Annotated in this window: 15 protein-coding genes, 1 tRNA gene and 1 pseudogene; 9 read left to right on the forward strand and 8 right to left on the reverse strand. The window is 73.6% G+C overall.

Features of this window, described 5'->3' with window-relative positions; genetic code table 11:
- Positions 1-609: pseudogene (locus BF93_RS14415) on the reverse strand (hypothetical protein); the annotation flags it as partial.
- A gap of 189 nt (positions 610-798) precedes the next feature.
- Between BF93_RS14415 and BF93_RS14420 the strand changes: the two are divergent.
- From BF93_RS14420 to BF93_RS14440, 5 genes are all read left to right on the forward strand, one after another.
- The gene (locus tag BF93_RS14420) at positions 799-1,167 is read left to right on the forward strand and encodes an MGMT family protein (protein ID WP_084148577.1); all 369 of its coding nucleotides are present in this window, start codon (positions 799-801) and stop codon (positions 1,165-1,167) included.
- Positions 1,168-1,290: 123 nt separating this feature from the next.
- Positions 1,291-1,992: a DUF4194 domain-containing protein gene (locus tag BF93_RS14425; protein WP_084148578.1), complete on the forward strand. Its 702-nt coding sequence runs from the start codon at positions 1,291-1,293 to the stop codon at positions 1,990-1,992.
- Positions 1,922-3,367, forward strand: coding sequence for an MFS transporter (locus tag BF93_RS14430; protein ID WP_051487001.1), 1,446 nt, complete (start codon positions 1,922-1,924; stop codon positions 3,365-3,367). Before BF93_RS14425 ends, BF93_RS14430 begins: the two co-directional genes overlap by 71 nt.
- A gap of 29 nt (positions 3,368-3,396) precedes the next feature.
- Positions 3,397-6,786 (forward strand): ATP-binding protein, encoded by a 3,390-nt coding sequence (locus tag BF93_RS14435; RefSeq protein WP_038373614.1) that lies wholly within the window; start codon positions 3,397-3,399, stop codon positions 6,784-6,786.
- 224 nt (positions 6,787-7,010) lie between these two features.
- Positions 7,011-7,535 carry a hypothetical protein gene (locus BF93_RS14440; protein WP_038373615.1) on the forward strand — a complete coding sequence of 175 codons (525 nt, stop codon included), beginning with the start codon at positions 7,011-7,013 and terminating at the stop codon, positions 7,533-7,535.
- 82 nt (positions 7,536-7,617) lie between these two features.
- Here BF93_RS14440 and BF93_RS14445 read toward each other — a convergent pair whose 3' ends face one another.
- Entirely contained in the window at positions 7,618-9,174 is a 1,557-nt protein-coding gene (locus tag BF93_RS14445) for a maltokinase N-terminal cap-like domain-containing protein (RefSeq protein ID WP_156954158.1), read from the reverse strand.
- A gap of 93 nt (positions 9,175-9,267) precedes the next feature.
- On the opposite strand from BF93_RS14445, the gene BF93_RS14450 reads away from it, so the two are divergent.
- Positions 9,268-11,247 carry an Ig-like domain-containing protein gene (locus BF93_RS14450; protein WP_038373616.1) on the forward strand — a complete coding sequence of 660 codons (1,980 nt, stop codon included), beginning with the start codon at positions 9,268-9,270 and terminating at the stop codon, positions 11,245-11,247.
- A gap of 65 nt (positions 11,248-11,312) precedes the next feature.
- On the opposite strand, the gene BF93_RS14455 is transcribed toward BF93_RS14450, so the two are convergent.
- The 6 genes from BF93_RS14455 to BF93_RS14480 all read right to left on the reverse strand — a co-directional run bounded on the left by BF93_RS14455 (position 11,313) and on the right by BF93_RS14480 (position 19,063).
- Positions 11,313-11,897 carry a LytR C-terminal domain-containing protein gene (locus tag BF93_RS14455; protein WP_038373617.1) on the reverse strand — a complete coding sequence of 195 codons (585 nt, stop codon included), beginning with the start codon at positions 11,895-11,897 and terminating at the stop codon, positions 11,313-11,315.
- 2 nt (positions 11,898-11,899) lie between these two features.
- Positions 11,900-13,309 carry a beta-N-acetylhexosaminidase gene (locus BF93_RS14460; protein ID WP_038373619.1) on the reverse strand — a complete coding sequence of 470 codons (1,410 nt, stop codon included), beginning with the start codon at positions 13,307-13,309 and terminating at the stop codon, positions 11,900-11,902.
- Positions 13,310-13,576: 267 nt separating this feature from the next.
- Positions 13,577-14,974, reverse strand: coding sequence for a C40 family peptidase (locus BF93_RS14465; RefSeq protein ID WP_051487002.1), 1,398 nt, complete (start codon positions 14,972-14,974; stop codon positions 13,577-13,579).
- A gap of 630 nt (positions 14,975-15,604) precedes the next feature.
- Positions 15,605-15,678, reverse strand: a tRNA-Pro gene (locus tag BF93_RS14470).
- A gap of 66 nt (positions 15,679-15,744) precedes the next feature.
- Positions 15,745-16,668 carry a metallophosphoesterase gene (locus BF93_RS14475; protein WP_038373621.1) on the reverse strand — a complete coding sequence of 308 codons (924 nt, stop codon included), beginning with the start codon at positions 16,666-16,668 and terminating at the stop codon, positions 15,745-15,747.
- A gap of 1 nt (position 16,669) precedes the next feature.
- Positions 16,670-19,063, reverse strand: coding sequence for a penicillin-binding protein (locus tag BF93_RS14480; protein ID WP_038373622.1), 2,394 nt, complete (start codon positions 19,061-19,063; stop codon positions 16,670-16,672).
- 165 nt (positions 19,064-19,228) lie between these two features.
- Between BF93_RS14480 and BF93_RS14485 the strand changes: the two genes are divergently transcribed.
- From BF93_RS14485 to BF93_RS14490, 3 genes are all read left to right on the forward strand, one after another.
- Positions 19,229-19,531, forward strand: a complete 303-nt coding sequence (locus tag BF93_RS14485; protein WP_051487012.1) for a WhiB family transcriptional regulator — start codon at positions 19,229-19,231, stop codon at positions 19,529-19,531.
- A 61-nt stretch (positions 19,532-19,592) separates the two neighbouring features.
- Positions 19,593-19,763 carry a DUF4177 domain-containing protein gene (locus BF93_RS19640; RefSeq protein WP_156954159.1) on the forward strand — a complete coding sequence of 57 codons (171 nt, stop codon included), beginning with the start codon at positions 19,593-19,595 and terminating at the stop codon, positions 19,761-19,763.
- Positions 19,763-20,251, forward strand: a complete 489-nt coding sequence (locus tag BF93_RS14490) for a RidA family protein (RefSeq protein ID WP_038373623.1) — start codon at positions 19,763-19,765, stop codon at positions 20,249-20,251. The genes BF93_RS19640 and BF93_RS14490 overlap by 1 nt, the downstream gene beginning before the upstream one ends.
- Positions 20,252-20,255 lie beyond the last annotated feature (4 nt).

Genomic DNA, 20,255 nt, shown 5'->3' on the forward strand with positions numbered 1-20,255 from the left:
GACGCCCACGCCGGCTCCGCCGCCGGCGGCGACGGCGGCCGCCGTCGGACGGACCTCGCCGCGGCGCGGGTTCCCGGCATCGTCGCGGTCGGCATCGTCGCGGTCGACGGCCTCACGGTCGACGGAATCGCGGTCGACGGACTCGCGGTCGACGTCGTCGTGGACGTCGTCGGGCCGCGGGGAGCGGCCGGCCGCGGTCCGGTCGTCCTCGCCGGGGCCGGGGTCGAGGCGGTCCGCCTCGGCGAGGCGCTCGGCGACCGCCTCGCGGGAGCTCTCGACATCGGCGCGCTCGTGCTCCGCCTCGGCGGCCCGGCGCTCGGCGGCGAGGCGCTCCTGCTCGGCCTCCGTGGCCTTCTGCTCGGCGTCCAGACGGGACCGCTCCGCCTCGAGCTCCGTCGCGCGGGCCGACAGATCGCGTTCCCGGACCTCCTGCTGCTCACGCTGCGCCTGCTCGCGCAGCTGGGCCGCGCGAGCCCTGTCGGCCTCGAGCTGGGCGGCGCGCCGCCGGCGCGAGGCGACCACCCCGGCGACGATCAGGACGATCACCAGGAGCGCCAGGAGGATGACGATGGCGATGATGACAGGGGTGGAGATGGGCAGGTCGTTCATGATCAGCTCCTTGTCGTCGGCCTCTTCGCCGAGCAGGCGGAGAGGATCCTGCGGACCCCTCGATCACACCACGTCCTGAGGCCCACGTCACGGTCCGGTCACGAACCGGTGCGGGGATCGCGACGTCGATGCAGGTCGTGGCGCGGCCCGGATCTCCTCCCGATCGGTCGGCGGTGGGACACTGGCGTCATGTCCGATGCACCTGCCCGCCCTCGCCTGGACGACGTCACCGTGGAGCGGGTGCTGCGCACGGTCGAGGCGATCCCGCCCGGCCGCGTCGCCGCGTACGGGCAGATCGGGGAGATCTGCGGAGTGGGCCCGCGCCTGGTGGGCCGCATCATGCGCGACTGGGGCGGCTCGGTGACGTGGTGGCGCGTGACCAACGCGTCCGGGGATCTGCCGGCCCCGCTGCTGGCGCGGGCGCGACCGCACTGGGACGCCGAGGGCATCCGGGTGAAGCCGAACGGCCGCGGCTGCAGCCTGCGGGAGGCCGGCGCGGATCTGCGGGAGCTGCGCCGGGCGGCCGAACGGTCCTTCGCCGAGCATCCGGAGCTGTGATCCTCCGGGCCGTGCTCCCCGGGACGGCCTCCTGCCGGTGCGTGCCCCGGGCCGGCTCGGCCGCACCTGCCGGTGCGTGCCCCAGGCCGGCTCGGGCCGCGCGAACCGGTACCCTCGTGACCCGTGACGATCTCCCCCTCCACGCCGAACGAGGCCGATGACCGCGCCGCGGGCCGCTCGGTCATCCTGCACCGCCTGGTCGACGAGTCGCGGCGCGTGCTGGTGGCCCTGCTGCAGGGCCCCTTCCTGGACGGACGCAAGGACGCGGTGCGCTACTCCCAGCTGCTGCGGGACCGCGCTGCGATCGAGGCGCGGCTGGCGGACCTGTTCCTCGAGCTGGTCGTCGACGACGACGCCCAGGTCGCCTTCGTCCGCCAGAGCGAGGAGGATGCCGACGCCCCCAAGCTGCTGCGCCGACTGACCGGCCTGAACCGGCTGGACTCGGTGCTGCTGCTGGTGCTGCGGCAGATGCTGCTCACGCAGTCCTCCCGGGGGCAGCGCGCCGTCGTCTCCGAGGCGGAGATCCAGCAGGCGCTCGCCGCGTACCGCCGCTCGACCTCCACCGACGAGGCCGGGTTCGCCAAGGACGTGCGCGCCTCGATCGCCAAGGTCCAGCGCGCCGGTCTGCTGGACGAGCAGGGCGACTCCTACGAGGTCTCCCCGGTGCTGCGCCTGATGATCGGCCCGGACACCGCCCGGGAGTTCATCGGCCTGTACCGTCTGGCCGGCGCGGACACCCTCGAGGACCCGGCCGATGCGGAGGACGTCGAGGACGGCGACGCCGGGGACGGGTCGCCGCAGCCCGCCGAGGAGGCTCACGTCTGAGCCGCCCCGGCCCGCAGGACCGCGCCCGCCGCGGATCCGGGGGCGCGCGGGCACGCTGCTGGGCACCCAGGCCCTGTTCAACGTCGGCTTCTTCGCCGTCGTCCCCTTCATCGCCGTCGTCCTCAGCGAGGACTTCGCCCTCGGCGGCGCCGCGGTCGGCATCGTGCTGGGCGTGCGGACCTTCGCCCAGCAGGGCATGTTCCTGCTCGGCGGCGCGCTGGCCGACCGCTGCGGCGCGCGGGCGGTCATCCTCCTGGGGTGCGGGGTGCGGATCGCCGGCTTCCTCACCCTGGCCGCGTCGGTGCAGGCGCGGCCCGCGCTGCTGGCCCTGTTCGTGGTGGGCACGATCCTCACCGGGCTGGGCGGGGCGCTGTTCTCCCCGGGCCTGAACGTCCTGGTCGCCGAGGCGGAGTCCCGGCGCCCCTGGACCGGATCGCCCGGGCGCGCGACCCTGTTCGCGTGGCTGGCGGTGAGCGGGGAGATCGGCGCCGTGGTCGGACCGCTGCTCGGCGCGGCCATGCTGGGATGGGGCTTCGCGGCCGTCGCCGCCGGGGGAGCGGCGCTCTTCACGGGCATCGGCCTGTTCCTGGCGTGGGCGCTGCCGCGGCGCCCGCCGGCGGCGGGAGGTGCCCGCCCCGTCCCCGCCCCCGGGGCGGCGCCGACCGGCACCGCCCCGGGAGCGCCGGCGGACCGCGCGCCGGACCGGCCCCGCCCTGCGGCCCGGGGGAGCTCGTGGGCCGCGCTGCGCGATCGGCGCTTCCTCGCCCTGGCCGGCTTCCATGCGAGCGACCTGCTGGCCTACAACCAGCTGTACCTCACGCTGCCGCTCGCGCTGACCCGCAGCGGGCAGGGCCCGCAGGCGGTCGGCCTCCTGTTCGCCTGGGTCTCCGTGCTGACCCTCGCCCTGCAGATCCCGGTCTCCCGCTGGAGCGTGCGCGTCGGGGCGCCGGCGGCGCTGCGGACCGGGTATCTGCTGACCGCCGGCGGTTTCGTGGTGCTGCTGCTCGCCACCCTCGCCGGTCCTGCGGCCGATGCCGGGGGAGCCGGCGGGGCGGCGGACGGAGGCGCCGGCGGCCCGGGGACGGCGGCGGTGCTGGGCGCGGCGACCCTGCTGATCATCGGGCACCTGGCGGCCTCGCCCACCGCCCTCGGCCTCGTGCCGCGCTTCGCCGCGGGCGGGCCGACGGGATCGTACTTCGGCCTGCTCGCCTCCTGCGGGGGAGCGGCGGTGCTGCTGGGCAACACGGCGGTGGGCCGGCTGCTGGACGTGGGCGCCGCCCGTCCCGAGGCGGCGGGGCTGCCCTGGCTGCTGCTGGCGGCGCTGCCGGCCCTCTCGGCCTGGGCCGTGCCGCGGATCCTGCGCCGCGGGATCTGAGCGGATCCCCGCACCGGTACCCTTGTGCGGTGGCTTCCGTGACCGAGACCCTCGACCTGCCCGGGATGGCTCCCGAGGAGCGCCCCGCCGACGACGGCGCCGTGCGCGACGCGGAGCATCCCCACCCCGGCCAGTGGCGGCTGACGCACGTCCAGCTGTCGAACTGGGGCACCTTCCACGGCACCCATGACCTGGAGATCTCGCCCAAGGGCTTCTTCCTCACGGGGGGACCGGGCACCGGCAAGTCCACCCTGCTGGACGCCATCAGCGCCCTGCTCACGCCCCCGCGCACGCTGCACTTCAACGCGGCGGCATCGGACGCGGGCCCGGCCCGCTCGAAGTACCGCCGCACCGTGGCGAGCTATGTCCGCGGCGCCTGGGCGATGCACTATGACGCCGCCACCGGCGAGTTCAGCCAGGAGGTGCTGCGCGAGAAGAGCACCCTGTCGGTGATCACGCTGCGCTACTCCGACGGGACGGGCGGCACGGTGCAGCTCACGCGCCTGCTGCTGCTGCACGCCGGCCACACCGCCGACTCCGACGTGAAGAGCCTCTACGTCATCGCTCGCACCCCGCTGGACGTCTCGGACCTGCGCAAGTTCGTCGCCAGCAGCATCGAGGGCAAGGCGCTCGAGGCCGCCCACCCGGGCACCGAGACCTTCCGCCAGTTCCGCGAGTACCGCGCCAAGTTCAGCCAGATCCTCGGCATCCCCGACGAGAAGGCGCTCGCGCTGCTGCACAAGATCCAGTCCGCCAAGGAGCTGGGCGACGTCAACGCCCTGCTGCGCGACTACATGCTCGACGAGCCGCGCACCTTCGAGCTGGCCGACCAGGCCCTCGCCAACTTCCACAACCTCTCCGAGGTGTACGAGGCCCTCGTCACCGCGCGCGAGCAGCGGGACCTGCTGGCGGGCCTGAAGGAGGCCCACGAGTCGTGGACCGCGATGCGCGCCCGCGGCGCGGAGCTCGTGGACCGGCGCGCGGACATCGACCTCTTCGCCGCCCAGCACCTGGTGCGCCTGCTCGGGGAGGACCAGGACCGGCTGGGCCTGGAGAAGGAGCGGCTCGAGGCGCACCAGCGCCGGCTGACCCAGGACGTCGGCGAGGCCCGCGCCGACCTCGCCCAGCTCAAGGAGCAGCGCCGCCGCGCCGGCGGCGGGGAGATCGACGACTGGAAGCAGCAGATCGCCGGTCTCGAGGTCGAGCGCACGCGCCGCAAGGAGCGGGCGACGGAGTTCGCGGCCCAGCTGGCCACCGTCGACCTGCGCACCCCGATCAGCGAGGACCTGTTCCTGGCGACCCAGCGCGAGGTCGCCGCCCTGCGCACCTCCCTCGAGGAGGAGGAGCGCGGCGCGGACCGCGCCCGCTGGGACGCGGAGGCGAAGGTCCGCGAATGGCAGGAGGCGCTGCAGCGGACCACGCAGGAGCTCAAGTCCCTCACCACCCGCGCCTCCAACCTCCATTCCGAGGACGTGGCGCTGCGCGACCACATCGCCCGGGAGGTGGGCGTCGCCCCCACCGATCTGCCGTTCGCGGCGGAGCTGCTGCAGGTGCGCGCCGGCGAGGAGGAGTGGACCGCCGCCGCCGAGCAGGCGCTGCGCGGCCTCGCCCGCTCGATCCTGGTCCCCGATCGGGTCTACCGGGACGTGGCGGCCGCGATCGACCGCACCAAGCTGCGCCGCCGCATCTCCTACAACCGCGTCAACACCGACCTCCACCGCCCCGTGCGGAGCATCGACGAGCGCACGCTCGCCGCGAAGCTCGAGGTCAAGGACGGCGAGTTCCACGGCTGGCTGGTCGGCGAGATCGCCGCCCGCATGGACTACGTGTGCGCCGAGGGGCTCGAGGAGTTCACGCGCCTGCCCCGCGCGGTGCTGCGCTCGGGCCAGATCAAGCATTCCGCCTCCCGGCACGAGAAGAACGCCGACCGCTCCATCAACGACCGCTCCCAGTGGGTGCTGGGCTTCGACAACCGCGCCAAGCGGACCGTGTTCGAGAACGAGCGGGTGCGCGCCGAGCAGGAGCTGTTCGAGGCGCAGGCCCGGCGCAAGGACGTCGAGAGCGACGCCGAGCGGCGCCGGGAACGGCTCTTCGCCCTGCAGGCGCTCTCCGCCGTGACCTGGGACGACATCGACGCCGCCTCGATCGCGCGGCGCATCGCCAACCTCGGCGACATGGTCCGTGCGGCGGAGAACGGCTCGGAGGCCCTCGCCGAGCTGGCCCGCCAGATCGACGACGTCGAGCAGGCGATCAAGGACTCCGACGAGGAGCTGCTCGAGGTGGTGCGCAGCGCCGGGAAGCTCACCGAGCAGGCCGAGCGCACCGCGGAGCGCCTCGCCGAGGCCCGCGGCCGCATCGCCGAGCGCGAGCTGTCCGAGGAGGTCCGCGAGGAGCTGGACGAGCGCTTCCGGGCGATCGCGAAGAACCTCGTGCTGGGCAACATCGACCGGGTCACCAAGGACGCCTCGGCGACGCTGGACGCGGAGCTGATGGACCTCACCCGCCGCACCTCCCGCGCCGAGGAGGACATGCGCACGGCCATGCGCGAGTTCGCCCGCCGCTGGCCGGCCGATGCCGGGGACACCGACACCTCCCTGGACGCCGCCCCGGACTACCTCGCGATCCACCAGCGGATCCAGGAGGAGAAGCTGCCCGAGGTGGAGGACCGCTTCTTCGAGTTCTTCACCGGCAACACCCTCGGGGACGTGCAGGCCCTGGCCACCGCGATCGCCCGGGAGCCGGCCGAGGTGCGCAAGCGCCTGCAGCGGATCAACTCGCTGCTGGCCCAGGTGGAGTTCCACTCCGGGCGCTACCTGCAGCTGTCGATGCGCCCCGTGCACCTGGCCGCCCTCGACGAGTTCCGCAAAGCCCTCGAGGACGCCGTCGCCGACACCGTCGAGAACGACATCACCCGCGACCGCGAGAAGGCCGAGGAGCGCTTCGTCTCCCTGCGCCACCTGATGGGCATCATCTCCGACGCCCGCACCCAGGACGACCCGGTCTCCCGCGTGATCCTGGACGTGCGCCGCCACGTGCACTTCCACGCCGAGGAGGTCGACGCCGAGGGCACGGTCGTGCACGCCCACGAATCCGGCGGGCCGCTGTCCGGCGGGCAGAACGAGCGCCTGGCGACCTTCTGCCTCGCCGCCGCGCTGCGGTACCAGCTCGCCGGGACAGGGGTGGACGTGCCCCGCTATGCGCCGATCATCATCGACGAGGCGTTCTCCAAGGGGGCCGGCAAGTTCATCACCGCCGCCATGGAGTCCTTCCGGCACTTCGGCTTCCAGGTCGTCCTGGCCAACCCCGGCAAGAACCCGCAGGCGCTGGCGCCGTTCATCGGCGGCGTGGGCGTGGTCTCGATCCGCGAGGACCGCTACTCCTCGGTCAGCCCGATCGAGTTCGTGCCCGTCCCCGACTGACCCGGCGGCCGGCGGGGCGAGCATCCACCCTGGTCAGGGGCGTGCTCGGCGCGCCCTGGCGTCCGGCCCGCGCCGTCTCGCGGCGCATCGGCACATCGCGGCGCCGGCGTCCATGGGGACTTCTCCCCATCGGCGGCGTGCCGCGGCCGCGCATATCCTGGTCGCCCCCGGAGCTGCGCCCGCAGCCGTGCCGGGATCCGCGCGTGCAGGGAAGGAGCCGGAGCATGTCGTCCGTCCCGGCCTCCCCGGAGCCGTCCGTCCCCACGCAGGACGAGACCCACGGGCGGGTCCGCGCCCTCCTCGCGGAGATGACCCGTGCACTGCTGGACCAGCACCCCGAGATCGAGGGCTTCGAGGAGGCGCGGCCCTTCCGGGACCGCTCCTCCGGCGGGAGCTGGCAAGGGCTGGGGACCATGGTCCACGTCTCGAGCCTGCTCGTCTCGCAGGCGCCCCTGCACCGCGCCGGGTCTGCGCGCCCTGCTGAGGAGCTGTGCACCGTCGCCGAGCTCGAGGCGGCGGCATCGGGCCTGGACGGCCCCCTGCGCGGATTCGCCCTGCACCGGGTCGAGGCGCCGCCCGGGACGAGCCTGCCGCAGGCGCGATGGCGCGACGAGGACGGGCTGACGGCGGAACTGATCGGCGCCGGGCGGCTCGCGGTGCGGGTGATCAGCGGCGCGTTCCTGCCCGGCTCCGTGCAGCCGCTCAGCAGCACCTCGCCGATCACCCCGCCGCCGCGGCCCGTCCCCTGACCGCGGCCGGCGGCCGCCGTGCCCCCGCTGCGCAGGGGCGGGCAGGTCAGCAGCGGCGGGCAGGTCAGCAGGGGCGCGCGGGTCAGCGGGCGTCGGCGGCGATCCGGGCGATCGCCGCGAGCGGGATGTCGATCCACCCGGGCCGATGCCGCAGCTCGTACAGCGCCTCGTAGACCGCCTTGTCCGCCTCGAAGGCCGTGAGCTGGTCGTGCACGGCCTCGGCATCCCAGCCGGCCCGGGCGCAGTACCCGTCCCAGAACGCCTCGCGCGCCCGGCCGCTCCAGGCGGAGGCGTCCGCATCGTGCTCCCGCCGCACCGTCGCGCTCACGTAGTCGACGCTGCGCAGCATGCCGGCGACGTCGCGCAGAGGGCTGTCCACGGCGCAGCGCTCCTCGAGGGAGCGCAGCGGCTCGCCCTCGAAGTCCAGCAGGATCCACCCGCGGTCGGGGACCGCGAGGACCTGGCCCAGGTGGTAGTCCCCGTGGATGCGCTGCAGCAGCGGCCAGTCGCCGCTCCCGGCCCGGTCGATGATGCGCTGCAGCTCCGCCTCGTAGCGGGCCACCTGCGCCACGGCGGCCGCCACCGTGCGCAGCCGCTCGCGCATGGCCTGCAGGACCGCCGCGCGCGCCGCGTCATCGGCCGGAGCCGTGGGCAGCTCGCGGGCCAGATCCCGATGCACCTCGGCGGTCGCCTCGCCGAGCTCCCGCGCGGCGGCGGAGAAGTCCTCCCCGCGGCGGGCCTGCTCCAGCGCGACCCGCCAGGCGTCCTGCACCCCGGGCAGGAACTGCTGGGCGAACAGGGAGTGCGCCGTCCCGGCGGCGGGGCCCGGGACGGCCCCGGCCGGTGCGTCCTCCCGGCCGGCCGCCGGATCGGCCCCCGGCGCGAGGTCCGCACGCACCGCCCCGACCATGGGAGCGATGCGTGCGCTGCCGGCGGCGTCCAGCGCCCCCTGCACCTCCACATCGGGGTTCGCGCCGTCCTGCAGCACGCGGAAGAGCTTGAGGATCAGCGCGGCAGAGCCCTCGACGTCGAAGATCATCGACGTGTTGGACTGCTCCCCGCCCAGCAGGCGGGAGGACTGGACCGCGCCGCCGATCCGGTCCTCGCGCACCGCCTCGGGGCGCAGGAGCAGGCCGCCGGCGCCGGCGGGGCCGGGGCGCGTCAGCAGCGCCAGCAGGGCGCGGCGGCCCGCGTCCTCGCAGGTCGCATCGACCGCGCGCACGGTGCGTCCCTCCCACGGCACCTCGCCGATGACGGCGTCGGCCTCGTCCCCGGCCGTCTCCGCGGCGTCGCGGTCCCGCAGCAGGATCGGCACCTGGTAGTCCCGTGCGCCGCCGGATCCCTCCGCCCGGCTGCGCAGCACGACCATCAGGGCCAGGGGATCGGCCAGGGCGTCCCGCTCGGCATCGGGCACGAGCAGGGACCAGGCGCGGATCTCGAGGCGCGGCACGTCCTCGCCCTCGCGCACGTACCAGCGGCGCTGCGGGAGCCAGGCGGCCAGATCGGGAAGCAGCGCCTCGAGGATCCCGGCGATCGGATCGGGGCCGCGGTGCGCGGACGGCGCCCCGCCCGTGCCCGCGGCGCGCGCAGGGACCGAGGGATCGGCGCCGGCCGCCGGTGGGGGAGTGGTCGCGTCCATCGGCCCAGGATAGTGGTCTGGGGCACACCGCGCGCGCGATGCCCGGGAGGTCCGCGCCCGGCTCCTGCCGAGGCCCCCTGGTACTGTGACGGCGTGCCGTACGCCCCTCGTGAGACCCCCCGGAGCGGCGGCCGGCGCAGGACGCGCGCGGCCGCGGCCACCTTCGCGGCAGGGCTCGCCCTGGGCCCGATGATGATCGCCGCCCCGGCGGCGGCGCTCGGCGAGGACGGCCCCTTCGAGCTCCCCCTGACCACGTCCGAGATCACCGTCGCCCCGGCCACGGAGACCCGGGTGGACATCGCCGCCTTCGTGGAGGACTCCGCGGAGCCCGAGCTCGACCTCGGCTCGACCCGGCTCGAGATCCCGCAGGACGCCCCGGCCGATGCCCGCGAGCGCATGACCCTGTCCGAGGACGGGCGGCGTCTGGAGATCGCCGGCGAGGGGACCTGGAGCATCCAGGGCACCCAGATCGTCTACCTCCCCGCCCCCGGCTCGCCCGGCGCGGCGACACCGGTCGCCCTCACCATCGGTTCGGTGCACGAGACCCGGTCCGAGCCGGCCGAGCTGACCGTCGCCGCCCCCGACTCCGTGGTCCAGCGGGTGCGCGCCAGCGCCGGCCAGTCCGTGACCGTCCATCTCCTCGAGCAGGACCCGCAGCTCGTCGCCGGACAGCAGGAGCTGCTGCTGGAGGGCCTGCCGAACGGGTCGACCGTCACCAGCGACGGCACCCGGCTGGTGGTGCCCCAGCAGGGCAGCTGGCAGCTGTCGGAGGACCGCCTCTCGCTCACCTTCACGCCGGTGCGCTCGAAGCTGGGGAGCCAGCCCACCCCGGTGCGCTACGCCTCCTACGACGAGAGCGGCCAGCCGGCCCGCGCCGGGACGGTCACGGTGATGACCCCGGTCATCCCGGACACGTATCGTTCGGCGCCGTTCGGCGATCCGATCGTCTTCAACCTCGCCGAGGGGATGCAGAACGTCAGCGCCTCGACCCTCGAGCTCGCGCTCCCGACGGACGAGCCCGGCGCCATCGAGCTCTCCGAGGACCGCACCGAGGCCGTCGTCCCCGACCAGGGCGTGTGGCGCCTGGACCGGAGCGCGGGGACGGTGACCTTCACCCCGGACAGCCGCGAGGTGACCGTCGCCGCCCCGATGGGGGTCATCGGAGGCGACGGCGAGGGGGCGACCTCCTCGCGCGCCCTGCTGGACCCGGGCTATCCGGTCATGGCCGATCTCACCGCGGCCGGGGTCCACGGCTCGCCCGTCGTCTTCGATCTGGCCGACCAGCCCGGGCGCGATGTGCGGGCCGATGCGATCACCTTCACGGCGCCGATCCCCGAGGGCGCGACGCTCGCCGCGGACGCCCGGAGCCTGCGGGTGCCGGGGGAGGGGACCTGGGCCTACGACGTCGACGCGAAGACGGTCACGTTCACCCCGGCGACCGCCGAGCCGGGGCTGGTGGTCACGCCGGTCACGATCGAGTCGCCGAGCGTCTACTCCGACAACGCCACGACCTCGACCCTGACCGTGCAGTACGCGAGCAGCGTGCCGACGATCCGCGCCGACGACGCCCGCACGCCCCCCGGCACCCCTGTCACCGCGGACGTCCTGGCCAACGACACGCCGGGCGCCGTGGGGCAGCCCCTGGACCCCGCCTCGCTGCGGCTGCGCTCCCTGGACGCCGTCAACCTCGAGGAGCTGGAGAACTGGACGGGCAGCCGCCTGGAGATCCCCGACGAGGGCGTCTTCACGATCGGGAACGACGGCGTGCTGAGCTTCCAGCCGGCCGCGGGCTTCGTGGGGACGACGCCCCGCATCGACTACCTCGTCACCGATTCGGCGGGCGTCGTCTCCCGCGGCACCTTCGCCGTCGAGGTCGATCCCGAGGCCGAGTCCGGCGCGGCCACCCCGCAGGACACCGCCGGGATCAACACGGTCCTGGCGGGGCTGCTCCCCGGTGCCGCGTCCACCGCCGTCGTCTTCGGCGCGGTGGTCGGGCTGACCCTGTTCGCGGGCGGGACCATGCTCTGGATCGGCACCCGCATGGAGATCGACCGCCGGACCTGGAAGGACTGACCCCGCCTGCCGGAGCCGCGCGCGGGTCGTGCAGGGCCGTGCCGCCGGCGCTCACGGCGCGTCGCTCAGGCGCATCCCTCGGGCGGCGTGACCGGCTCGGCCAGGGCGGCGGTGGCGGCGTCGGCCGGGCGCAGGCCCGCCCATCCCTCGCCGATGAGCAGACGCACCTCCGTGCCGGAGAGGTCCGCCTCCTGCAGCACCGCGCCGTCGACCTGCGCGGCGACCGAGGCGGCCGCGAGGTAGCCCTCCGGGCCGTACTGGACCGTCGCCGGGCCCTCGGCATCGGAGGTGTTCCCGGCGGTGCCGGTGACGTAGCCGCGCGCGGCGAGCTCATCGGTCACGGTGCCGGCCAGGCCCCGGGTGTCCGTCCCGTTGAGCACCGTCACCTGCACATCGGCGGGCGCGGCGGGGGCGGCGCCGGGGGCGGGGCAGCCCTCCGGCGCCGCGGAGGTCGCGGCGACGGTCGGCTCCTCGGGCCCGCGCAGCTGCATCAGGGCGAAGGCCACCGAGCCGACCAGCAGGATGACCAGCAGCGAGAAGGTGACGAGCTGGGTGATCCGCACGCGTCGCAGCCGCTTCTCCCGCAGGGTGCGACGGCGGACGTCCTGGCCGGAGCGGCCGTAGGGGTGGGCGTCGTGATGGTTCGACATGCTCAGTCCAGCGGGCGGTAGGCGATGCCGAAGGCGTCCAGGCGCGGCAGGTGCCCGCGCAGCCGCTCCTCGAACTCCTCGTAGCTCTGGCGGGGGGAGCCCCAGGCGCGCTCGGCGAGGGCGCACACCCGCGGGAAGGCCATGTACTCCAGGTGCTCGGGGGTGGAGATGTACTCCGTCCACAGCTGCCCCTGGATGCCGAGCACCAGCGAGGCGCCGTCGGCCTGCGCCTTCTCCGGGACGAGCTCGGCCTCGTAGACGTCCTCGACGGTGGTCCTGCCGCCGATGGCGAGCGGCTCCAGGTCCGGGTCGTCCTGGTAGTGGTCGAAGTAGAGGACGTCGGAGGTCGCCACGATCGTCTGGAAGCCGCGGCCCACGGACTCGACCACGCCGCGGGGCCGGCGCCAGTTCATGACCACGGTGTCGTCGGGCAGATGGGACTCGAGGACCTCGTCCCAGCCGATGATCCGCTTGCCGCGCTCGGCGAGGACCTCGGCCGCGAAGGCGGTGAAGCGCCCCTGGATCTCGGAGACGCGGGTCAGTCCCCACTCGGTCATGCGGGTGCGGGCCGCCGTGGAGCGCTCCCATTCGGTGCGCGGGCACTCGTCGCCGCCGATGTGCACGTAGGGGGCGGGGAAGATCTCGGCGACCTGCAGGAGGACGTCGCGCACGAAGGCGAAGACCTCGTCGGAGACCCCGAGGACGTGGTCGGAGATGCCCCAGACCTCCCGCACGCCGACCTGGACGGAGGGGGTGTTGCCGAGCTCCGGGTAGGCGGCGATCGCGGCCTGCATGTGCCCGGGGAGGTCGATCTCGGGCACGATCATCACGCCGCGGCGGCGGGCGTACTCGACCAGACCGCGCAGCTCCTCCTGGGTGTAGAAGCCCTCGTGCGGGGTCTCGTCGAAGGTGAACTCCTCGGGATCGCCGGACATGTGCCCCTGCAGCGTCCGCTCGCGCCGAGCGCCGACCTCGGTCAGGCGCGGGTAGCCCTTGATCTCGACGCGCCAGCCCTGGTCGTCGGTGAGGTGCAGATGCAGGACGTTCAGGCGGTGCAGGGCGAGGGCGTCGATCATCTTCTCGAGCTGGGGGATCCCGAAGAAGTGCCGGGCGACGTCCAGGTGCAGGCCGCGCCAGGCATGGCGCGGGAAGTCGTGGATGCTCACGCAGGGGATCGGGCCGTCGCTGCCCGCGACGATCTGCGCGAAGGTGTTGCGACCGTCGGCAAGGGCGGCCTCGCTGCCGGCGGTGAGGGCCGCGCCCTGAGGGGAGATCGCGAGGGTGTACTCGGTGCGGGGGAGGTCCTCGGACAGGCCCACCGAGAGCTCCTCCCACGGATCCGCCGGGTCCCAGACGCCGGAGGACCAGCTGACGTGCTGGGGAAGGGGCACGAGGCTCAGAGGTGCCGACATGTCATCACTCCTGGAGGACGCCGCTGTGATCTGGGTCGCCGACCATCCTTCCACACTCCCGCCGCCGGTGAGGACGGTGTCGCAGGTCGGGCCGGGGCCGGCGGCGGCGCCGGGCCGCACGGCACGGAAGGCTCGGAAGGCCCGGGCGCGGACATGACGAGGGCCCGACCGGCATCCGCCGATCGGGCCCTCGTCCACGGGTCCTGCTCCTTCCCGGTGATGCTGTCGCATCGAGCAGGGGCCGTGGTCCTGCGTGCGTGCTCCGCGTCAGCGGTAGGTCACGTACACGTGCGGGGAGTTCCAGATGTCGCGCTGGACGACGCGACCCTTCGAGTTGCCGGCATCGATGATCTGGCCGTTGCCGATGTAGATGCCGATGTGGCCCCAGTTGCCCGAGGAGAACGCGACGAGATCGCCGGGCTTGGCCTCCGACTTGGGGATGATGCGGCCGCCGTAGACCTGGTTGCGGGCCACCCGGGGCACCTCGATGCCGTGGGCGTTGTAGACCAGCTTGACCAGGCCCGAGCAGTCCATGCCCGAGGACGACGCGCCGCCCCACACGTAGGGCGTGCCGAGGTAGGACTTGGCCTGCGCGACCATGGTCTTGCTGTTGAACCCGGAGGCCTGCGTGCTGCCGGTGGACCGCGCGGGGACGTCCTCGGCGCTGGAGTTGACCAGGACGTCCCAGGTGCGGGGGCCGACGACGCCGTCGCGCGAGATGCCGGCGTTGGACTGCAGGGCACGCACCGACGCCCGCGTCGCCGGGCCGAAGCGCCCGTCCTCGGGGATGTCGGCCCCGCGGTCGTTGAGGCGGGCCTGCAGGTACGTCACGGCGGCGCCGCGGTCGCCGTAGCGCAGCACGGTGCCGACATAGGACGAGCCGCCGGAGTCCGGCGAGGTCGCGGGAGCGGAGCTCTTCGCCTTCGCCGGGACCTCGTCCGCCCCGGTGTTGAACAGGATGTCCCAGGTGACGGGCCCGACGACCCCGTCCACGCCGACCCCGCCGTTGCTCTGGAGGGTGCGCACGGCGCTGCGCGTGGCGGGGCCGAACCTCCCGTCCACCGGGATCCCGGCGCCGCGGTCGTTCAGCCGCGCCTGCAGGAAGGAGACGGCCTCGCCGCGGGAGCCGTAGCGCAGCACCTGAGGGGCGTAGCGCGCCTCGTCGGAGCCGACGGAGGAGGTCGAGGCGGCCGCGGGCTCGGTGGTGCGCGGGGCGGGCGCCGCCTCGGGCAGCACGGCCGGCACCTCCTCGGCCGAGGTGTTGACCAGGAGGTCCCAGGTGGAGGGGCCGACGGCGCCGTCGACGGTCACGCCGCCGTTGGTCTGCACGGCCTCGACCGCCTTGCGGGTGGCCACGTTGTAGTAGCCGTCCACGGGGAGACCGGCGCCGCGGTCGTTCAGGCGGTTCTGCAGGTAGGTGATCGCGTCGCCGCGGGCACCCGGGCGCAGCACGAGCGCGGTGTACGTGTCGATCTCCCGCTGGACCTCGGGGGAGAACTCGGTGGGCGCGATCGGGGCGCCCGGCGCGAGGGCCGAGAGCTCGACCGGGGCGAGCGCCTCGGCCTCCGGGATGGCCACGAGCGAGCCGGTGGCGGTGACCGCGCCGAGGACGGCGACGCCGCCGACCCCGCGGCCCACGGGCGCCGCGATCCCCCGGTAGTTCACCACCGCTCGGCCCGGGGCCCTGTGCGTGGCACGTGAAGGAGCTTGGAACATGGCGGTCGTCTCTTTCTCCTCGCCTCGCCGGAGGCTCGCACGGGAGACGGATCTCCCGCCTCGCGCACAGCGCCCGTCCCCAGGGGAAAGTGAGGAAGTGACCGGAATGGGGACGGAGCGGCGACCACACCGGACGGCGCCCCAGTCCTGGCGGCACCACCGACACTCTAGGGTTCTGGCCTGTGCGCCTGTCGCCTGGCTTTACGCGGGCTTGCGGGCAGCTTTGCCCAACTTTTACCAAGAATGAGGGATGTGCGGGGTGTTGTTCCGTGCTCTTTTCGAACCTCTGTGTTAGTTACACGGCTGTTATTCCCCGATGTCACGTCCCCCTGGCTCCCCGGTCCTCCCCGGTGCCGCATCGGCGCGAGCCCCTCATCGCCCCTGCTCCCGGCGCGCGACGACCCTGCCGTCCTCGCAGATCCCCGATCCGCCCCCGCCCCGGGGGCGATCACCGCAGTGCGCCGCGGTCCCCGTCGAGCAGGACGATAGCGGTGATCGCACGCGGTCGTCCACAGAAACCGTCCACGGAAGCGGAAACGCGGCACCATCCGTGGATGATGCCGCGTTCCCGGCCGGCGGTCGGGGTGACAGGATTTGAACCTGCGACCTCCTCGTCCCGAACGAGGCGCGCTACCAAGCTGCGCCACACCCCGCCTGGTGATCCACCGAAGTGCCTCACCGACGTGAAACTCTACCCCGACCAGGGGCGTGGTGCGAACTCAGGTCCGGTCCTGGGCGCGCAACGTGAGCAAGGTCGCCTCCGGCGGGTTGAAGGTCCGGAAGTTCGCGAAGGGGCTCGCGCCCAGGCCGCCGCTCACGTGCAGCGCCATGCCGTCCCAGGCGGAGACCCCGCGGGCCTGGGAGCGCGGCAGGTCGCAGTTGGTCACCAGCGCCCCGATCCCGGGCAGGCGCAGCTGGCCGCCGTGCGTGTGGCCGGCCAGGGCCAGGTCCGTGCCATCGGCCGCGAAGGCGTCCAGCACCCTGCGGTACGGGGCGTGGGCGACGCCCAGGCGCAGCACCGGCACGTCGCCCGCGCCCGCGGGGACGGGCCGAGGGAACTCGTCGCGCTCGAGGTGCGGGTCGTCCACGCCGGTCAGCTCCACGTCCAGTCCGGGCAGGCGGATCGTGGCGCGGGCGTTGGTGAGGTCGGCCCAGCCGTGCGCCCCCAGCACCTCCCGCAGCGCCTGCGTGGGAAGATCCGGATCCCGGGCGGAGTCCGTGAACCCCTCCGGCCGCGGGTCGGGCAGGAAGTAGCGCAGCGGGTTCTTCGGGGACGGCGCGTACATGTCGTTCGAGCCCATCACGAAGGCGCCGGGACGGTGCAGCAGCGGGTCCAGGGCGCGGCCCAGCGGCCCGATCGCGGCGGCGGAGGCGATGTTGTCGCCGGTGTCGATGACCAGATGCGGGCGCAGGGCCGCGAGATGGCGCAGGAAGGCGAGCTTGCGGTCCTGGTCCGGCATCAGATGGATGTCGCTGATGTGCAGCAGGCGCACCGTCCGGGCCCCCGCGGGGAGGATCGGCAGCGTGTGCTCGCGCAGCGTGTACCGGTGGATCTCGATATGACGGGCCCAGACGTGGGCGCCGGCGGCACCGAGGGCGAGGGCCCCGGCGCCGAGCGCGAGGGCCCTGGTCCTCCGTGCCACCTCAGCCCCGTCCGACGGATTGGCGGATGGTGACGGTCTCGCCCTGGGCCAGACGGGTGCCGGCGCCGGGGGAGCTGCCGATCACCCGCCAGCGCTCGACGTCGGAGTTCTCCCGCCGGACCTCGACGCGGTAGCCGGCGCCCTCGAGGGTCGAGGTGGCCTCGCTGAGGACCATCCCGCTCACGTCGGGCACGGTGCCGTTGCTCTGCGGCGCGGTCGAGACCGCTCGGGCCGGCTGGGCGGGGAACGGCTCGTTGGGCAGGCCCTCATGGACCCGGGTCATGTACTCCTGCCAGGTGGGCAGGGAGACGGTGTTGCCCCACACCTTGCCGTAGCGGAGGTTCGTCTCGCCCACCCGGAAGCCGCCGGGCTTCACGTTCGTGGTCGGGTTGCCGAACCACACGGCGGTGCTCATCTGCTTCGTGAAGCCCACGTACCAGGTGTGGAACTGGCTGCCCGAGGTGCCCGTCTTGCCGCCCGCGTCATGGCCGGGGATGACCTTCCCCTTGCCGGTGGCGCGCGGGTCCACGAGGTCCTGCTCGAGGGTCCAGGCGACCGCGTCGGCGACCTCGGGCTCGAGGACCTGCTTGCAGCTGTTGCCGGTGAAGGCGACGTCCTCCCCGTCGCGGTCGGTGACCGAGGCGATGGCGGTGGGCCGGCAGTAGGTGCCGCTGGTGGCGAACGTCGCGTAGGCGGCGGCCATGTCCAGCGCGGAGATCCGCAGCTCGCCCAGGACGACGACGGCGGGAGCGAGCTCCTGGCCGTAGAGGTCCTCGACCGGCATCGAGTAGGTGTCCGGGTCGAAGGGGTTGTAGGTCGCCGGGACCACGCCCATCGTGCGGGCGCGGTTGGCGATGTCGCACAGGTCCATCTGCTGGGCCATGTTGGCGTAGGACGTGTTCACGGAGAACTTCGTCGCGTTCAGCGCGGGCTCCATCGGAGCCAGCGCCACGGAGACGGCGTTGTCCGGGTTGTAGCCCGCGCGCTCGCGCCAGGCGCCGCCGGGCAGGCACTTGCCCGGGAAGTTCGTCATCGTCTTGCGGGCCGTGCCCACGGTGTCCCACAGCGTGTGCCCGGTGACCAGCCATTCGGTGAGCACGAAGGGCTTGAACGTCGAGCCGACGGGGAATCCGCTGCCGCCGCCGAGCGCCTTGGGAACGTTGTAGTTGATGGCCGTCTCGCCCGGACCCGCGTCCTCGTAGGGGTTGTAGGTGCGGTTCTGGGCCATCACGAGGATGTTGCCGGTGCCGGGCTCCACCGTCACGATCGAGTGGCCGAAGCCGGAGTCGTCGGTCGCGCTCAGGCGGGACTCCAGCAGATCCTCGGCGACCTTCTGCTTGGCCGGATCCAGGGTGGTGCGGATCGTGAGGCCGCCGCCGTAGAGCTTCTTGGCGCGCTCCTCGGAGGTCTCGCCGAAGGCGGGATCGTTCATCAGCGACCGCGTGACGTAGTCGCAGAAGAAGCCCGAGCGCCCGGCGGTGGCGCAGCCGGCGGAGACGTTCTTGACGTTCAGCATCTCCCCGACGGGCTGGGCGGAGTACTGGTCGTACTCCTCCTGGGTGACGTAGCCGTCGCGGAGCATGGCGCGCAGCACGTCGTTGCGCCGCCGCTCGCCGTTCTCGGGGTGCTTGACCGGGTCATAGATCGCCGGGCCGTTCGTGATCCCGGCGAGCAGCGCGGCCTCGCCGGGGTTGAGGTCCTTGGCCGACTTGGAGAAGTAGTGCTGCGCGGCGGTCTCCACGCCGTACTGGGAGGGGCCGAACTGGGCCACGTTGAGATACCCGTTGAGGATCTCCTCCTTGGACCAGTTCTTCTCGAGGGAGATCGCCAGCTTGGCCTCGCGGGCCTTGCGGCCGTAGGTCTGCTCGGTCGCCTCCGCCTTGGCCTCGTCGTCGCCGCGCTGCACGGCGTCCATGAGCAGCGCGTTCTTCACGTACTGCTGGGTCAGGGTCGAGCCGCCCTGCGTGGAGCCGCCGCCGGCGTTGCTCAGCAGGGCGCGGGCGGTGCCGCGGATGTCGATGCCGCCGTGCTCGTAGAAGCGCCGGTCCTCCTGGGCCACGACCGCGTGCTGCATGTACGGCGAGATGTCCTCGAGCGGGACCATGATGCGGTTCTGGTAGTAGAAGGTGGCCAGCAGCGAGCCGTCCGACGCCTCGATGCGGCTGGACTCGTTCAGCGGCTGCACCTCGAGCTCCGAGGGCAGGGACTCGAACAGCTCGACCCCGTCCTCGGTGGCCGTGGAGGTCAGCGACACCATCGGGAGGAAGAACCCCGCCATCAGCACGCCGGCGATGCCGGATACGGCCAGCAGGCCCACCAGCAGGTACACCGTCTGCAGGAAGGTGCCCGCCGCGGTGGCGCCGGCCTGGGGTGAACGAGAGTCGTGGTCCGCCATGGTCCTACAGTACGTCGGACGGCTGGGCGCTTCCACGTCCCGGGACCGGGGTCACCGGGCTCGTGCGCAGGACCTGCGGCCATGGCGCATTTTGCATGTTCGCTGGGAATCCCTACTATGGGCCTCCACGAGTCGACGATGATTCGAAAGGGGACACCTGTGACCATCAGCGTGACCAGGAGTGCCGTCACCGAGCGGGAAGGCTGGGCCGCCCGCGGTGCGTGCACGGATCAGGACCCCGACGGGTTCTTCGTCCAGGGTGCGGATCAGCAGAAGGTGAAGATCACCTGCCTGAGCTGTCCGGTCCGCACGGAATGTCTTGCCGACGCGCTCGACAACCGCGTCGAGTTCGGGGTGTGGGGAGGGATGACCGAGCGCGAGCGGCGCCGCCTGCTGCGCCAGCACCCGGGGATCCGCGACTGGTACGCCGTGCTCACGCGCGTGGCGCAGCGGGCCGCGGGGCAGTGAGCGCCTCCTGCGCTGCGAGACCGCGACCGCGTCCCGGAGGCGCGGCCGGTAGGCTCGCGCCATGACCGAACGCATCCGCTGGGAATACCTGACCGTGCCCCTGCTCATCCACGCGACCAAGCAGATCCTGGACAACTACGGCTCCGAGGGCTGGGAGCTCGTCCAGGTGGTGCCCGGGCCGAACCCCGAGTCCCTGGTCGCCTACCTCAAGCGGCCGCTGGAGCAGGCCTGATGGCCCCGGCCGGATCGGTGACGGCCCGGCTCCAGGAGCTCGGCCTCGCCCTCCCGCCGGTGGCGGCCCCCGTCGCCAGCTACGTCCCGGCCGTCGTCAGCGGCTCGTGGGTCCACACCTCCGGCCAGCTGCCCCTGGTGGACGGCGCGCTGCCGGCCACGGGCAAGGTCGGCGCCGCGGTGGATCCGCAGCTCGCCCAGGACCTCGCGCGCACCTGCTGCCTCAACGCCCTCGCCGCCGTGCAGGCGCAGATCGGCTCCCTCGACCGGGTCACCCGCGTCGTCAAGCTGACCGGCTACGTCGCCTCGGACCCCTCCTTCAGCGGGCAGCCCGCCGTGATCAACGGCGCCAGCGACCTGCTGGGGCAGATCTTCGGCGAGGCCGGGGCGCACGCCCGCAGCGCCGTCGGCGTGGCCGTGCTGCCGCTGGACGCTCCGGTCGAGCTGGACCTCGTGGTCGAGTTCGACCCGGCGGCTGCGGAGGCCTGAGGTG

The sequence above is a fragment of the Brachybacterium phenoliresistens genome (assembly GCF_000576425.1).
GTDB classification, from domain to species: Bacteria; Actinomycetota; Actinomycetes; order Actinomycetales; family Dermabacteraceae; genus Brachybacterium; species Brachybacterium phenoliresistens.